Source organism: Burkholderia sp. Cy-637 (assembly GCF_011753175.1).
Lineage (GTDB): Bacteria > Pseudomonadota > Gammaproteobacteria > Burkholderiales > Burkholderiaceae > Burkholderia > Burkholderia gladioli.
The window spans coordinates 1-3887 of record NZ_VWWC01000306.1; the positions used below are offsets into that span (position 1 = coordinate 1).

4 protein-coding genes and 1 pseudogene are annotated in these 3887 nt (G+C 71.5%); all 5 read right to left on the bottom strand.

The window, feature by feature from the left end:
- Window positions 1-311 (bottom strand): annotated as a pseudogene (locus F3J10_RS34715) (anti-sigma factor); the annotation flags it as partial.
- Window positions 308-829: an RNA polymerase sigma factor gene (locus tag F3J10_RS34720; protein ID WP_167243968.1), complete on the bottom strand. Its 522-nt coding sequence runs from the start codon at window positions 827-829 to the stop codon at window positions 308-310. The gene F3J10_RS34720 and the pseudogene F3J10_RS34715, both read right to left, overlap by 4 nt.
- A 47-nt stretch (window positions 830-876) precedes the next feature.
- Complete coding sequence (locus tag F3J10_RS34725; protein WP_167243969.1) at window positions 877-1836, bottom strand: hypothetical protein; 960 nt, start codon at window positions 1834-1836, stop codon at window positions 877-879.
- Between the two features lie 84 nt (window positions 1837-1920).
- Window positions 1921-2244 carry a DUF4148 domain-containing protein gene (locus F3J10_RS34730; RefSeq protein ID WP_167243970.1) on the bottom strand — a complete coding sequence of 108 codons (324 nt, stop codon included), beginning with the start codon at window positions 2242-2244 and terminating at the stop codon, window positions 1921-1923.
- 136 nt (window positions 2245-2380) lie between these two features.
- Window positions 2381-3887 (bottom strand): GGDEF domain-containing phosphodiesterase (locus tag F3J10_RS34735; protein ID WP_167243971.1); only part of this gene is annotated, 1507 nt, incomplete at its 5' end.

The following is a 3887-nucleotide window of genomic DNA, read 5'->3' on the forward strand; positions in this document are numbered from 1 at the left end:
ACGGCCGGCGCGGCGGCCGGTGTGGCTGCCCCCGCCGCAGCGGGCGCCGAGCCGCCGCCCGCTTCGCCCTGCCGCGCCTCGGGCGCGAAATCCTCGGGCGGCAGCAGCCGCGCGGGCAGCGGCTCGTCGAGCACGCGGTCGTAGCGCTCGTGCAGCAGGGTGTTGATCGAGAAGTAGTCGCCGATGCGATCGGCGAGCGCGTGATCGGTCTCGAGCAGGCGGTCGATATGGGCGCGGCGCGCCTCGTCGAGCGTGCCGTCCACGTAGGCATGCAGTTCCGATTCGGTGATCGGCGTGGCTTGGTCGTTCATCGCACCACCTTCAGGTTTGCGCTGGGTTGGGTTCCGGACATCAGCGCGCGCAGGCGCTCGCGGCCGCGCGAGAGCCGCGACATCACGGTGCCGACGGGAATGCCGAGCGTCAGCGCCACCTCGGCATAGCTGAGCTCCTCGAGCCCGACCAGCAGCACCACCTGGCGCTGGTCGACCGGCAGGCGCTGCAGCGCGTAGTCGAGGTCGCGCACCTCCAGCGAGCGCGTGGCGCCGCTCGACACGGCCAGCGCGGCCTCGGGCAGCGCCTCGTCGTCGTCCATCGACACATGCTCGGCACGCGCGCCGGGCCGCCGGGCCTGGTTCGCGAACACGTTGTGCATGATCGTGAAGAGCCAGGCGCGCAGGTCGGTGCCGGCCTGGAACTGCTCGGTGTGGCGCAGCGCGCGCTCGAGCGTGTCCTGCACCAGGTCGTCGGCGAGTTCCCGGTTGTGGATCAGCGCGCGCGCATAGCGGCGCAGGCGCGGGACATGGTCGATCAGTTCGTCTCGGATGGTCATGGCTGGGTCGGCCCGATGGCGGACGGCAAGGATGATAGGCGGCGCATTCAGTCGCCGGCCAGCAGGTCGGCGGCGCGCATCAGGCCGCGCGTGCCTGCGTCACCGGCGATCACGATATGTTGCCCGGCGCGCGATGTCCACTCCAGCAGGCGCACCCCGCCGATCCGGCGAGCCTGCCAGTGGCCGCCGCCCTCGGGCGTGCCGTGCGCGACCAGCACGGCCGGCTCGCCCGCCGCGTTGCGGTAGACGTAGGCGTTGGCGCTCGCGAAGGGCCAGATGTCGAGGCGGCGCGCGCCGGCCAGGTGGAAGCCGACCGCGCCGAGATCCGGCGCCGCGTCGCGCGGAGCGGGCCGCGAGGCGAGCAGCAGGGATGAACCGGCGAGCGCGCCGGCGGCGAGGCTGGCGGCCGCTGGCTGTTGCGGATTGGCCGGACGAGCCGGCGCTTGGCTCGCGGCCGGCGTCGAGGCATTGGCCGCATTGGCCGCATTGGTGGCATTGGTGGCATTCGGGGCATTGGCGGCCCCGCCGGCGGGCGCCGCGCCGGACGACGGTGCGGCGCGCCCCATCGCCGGGTCGATGCCCGGCAGGGCCAGCAGCATCGCGTAGGCGGCCGTGTCGAGCCGGTGATCCGGCACCCGCAGCAGCCGCGGCAGGACCGCCGCGGCCAGCAGGGCCAATAGCGCGGCGGCGGCCAGCCGGTAGCCGAAGCGCGAGGCGCGGCGGCGGCTTGCCGGCACGGCCGCGAGTGCCGGTGTCGATTGCGCACGAGGCACCGATAAAGCCGCCGGCGCCGCGCTCAGCGGCAGGACGGCGGCGGCGAGGCCGTCGTCCGGAAAATGGTTGCGCAACTGCGCGTTGACCCGCGCATAGAACGCGACGCGACGCGCCTCGGCGGGGCGCCGGGCCAGGTACGCGCTCACGCTATGCTCCCGGTCGGCGGCGAGCCGGCCGTCTGCATAGGCCTGCATGTCCTGCTCGGACGGGATCGGTTCGGGTACGGAAGTCATGGCTGGGCAAATCGGGTCACACGGAGCGAACACCGCGCGCGACCCGATATTCCGTCGTCGATGAAAAATTTTTCAGGGGGCGCATCAGGAGCCGGCGTAGATGTTGCAGAAGCTGGCCGGGCCGACGCAGGCCGAGGGCATGCCGGCCGTCGACGCGATCGCACGATGGCCGCCTTCGGTCTTCGCGCTCATCGCGTTGCCGTAGGCGCTCGTTGCCGCCGCGCTGGACGCGATCGCCTGGCGGAACACCGGGCTCACCTCGGGATAAGAGGCGTCGGTGTAGTTGAGCGAGCCGTTCTGCTCGGCTTCGATCAGTTGCTGGCGCACCTGGGCGCGGCTCAGGCCTTCGGCATGGGCGAACGACGAGAGCAGCACGGCGGACAGGACGGCGAGATGGTGGATCTTCATGATGTGACTCCTTGATGACGTTGAGGGGCTTGCATCAAGGTGAACACGGGGAATTCGGGCTTATTCCCGGCGGGGAGCGGAAATTTTTTTCGTCATCAGGGGGGCGCATCCGGCGCGACGGCGGCGCCCCGCCCGCCTACATCCCGATCAAGGTCCGCAGCGAGCCGAAACTATGCGGCCGCGCATACCAGAAACCCTGCGCTTCATCACAACCGAGCGCGAGCAACTGGTTGGCCTGCTCGATGGTCTCGACGCCCTCGGCCGTCACGCGCATCTTCAGCGCATGCGCCATCGCGATGATGGCGGCCACCAGCTCGGCGCTGCGCGCGTCGCTGGGCAGCGGCGCGACGAAGGCGCGGTCGATCTTCACGCGATTGACCGGGAAGCGCGTCAGGTAGGACAGGCTCGAATAGCCGGTGCCGAAATCGTCGACGGCGATCTCCACGCCGAGCTGGCGGATCGACGAGACGGTGTCGAGCGCCGCCTCGGTATCGCCGAACAGCACGCCCTCGGTGATCTCGATCTCGAGCTGGTGCGGCGCGAGCCCGCTGTCGTCGAGCGCCTGCTCGATGATGGCCAGCAGGTTGCCGCGCCGGAACTGCTGCGGCGAGACGTTCACGCACACGCGCGGCGCGTCCTCGCTGTCGCGATGCAGGCGGCTGATCTCGCGGCAGGCGGTACGGATCGCCCATTCGCCGATGCGGTCGATCAAGCCGCTCTCCTCCGCGATCGGAATGAACTCGTTCGGGCTGATCTCGCCCGAGCGCGGATGACGCCATCTGAGCAGCGCCTCGACTTGCGCGATGCGGCCGGTCTCGAGCGTGACCTGCGGCTGGTAGGCGAGCCAGAACTGCTGGCGGTCGATGCCGCGCGCGAGCGCCGCCTCCAGCTCGAAGCGGCGCGTGGCGCGCAACTCGAGCGCGCTGGAGAACGGCACGGCGATGCCGTCGCCGGCTTCCAGCGCCGCGGACAAGGCCACGTTGGCGCGCCGGATCAGGGTATCGGTGTCCTCGCCCTGCTCGGGATAGGCGGCCGTGCCGGCATTGGCGATCACGTTGAGCGCGGCGCCGGCGAATTCGATCGGCTCGCCGGCCACCGCGACGATGGTCTCCACCAGCCGCCGCACCACCGGCTCCGCCTCGTCGCAGAGCAGCGCGAACTTGCCGTCGCCCATGCTCGCCACGCCATACAGATGCGGCACCTTGGTGCGCAGGCGCTCGCCCGTCACGCGCACGGCCAGCTCGACGCCGGGCAGCCCGAGCGCATTGCGGATCGTGCTGAGGCCGCCGATCTCCAGCAGCACGATGCTGAAGCGGCCGTCGGTGGCACGCGCGCGCGCGATGCGCAGGTCGAGCCGCTCGGCGAACAGCTTGCGGTTCGGCAGGCGCGTGGTGTCGTCGTAGTTGGCGGCGTACCAGAGCTCGCCGCCGGTCGGCGGATCGCTGTTCGCGCGGCTCATGAACACCACCCAGGCGTCGCCGGCCGGCTCGCGCCGATTGGCGGCGGTGACGCTGGCCGGCACGGCGTTGGCGGCAGCCCCGGCGGCAAGGCGCGACGGCGTTCGCGAGCGCGTGGTACCGGCAACATCGGCGCCCGCTCGATCGTCGCGTGGCGCCTCGCGCATGAGCTCGCGCCGGGCGCGC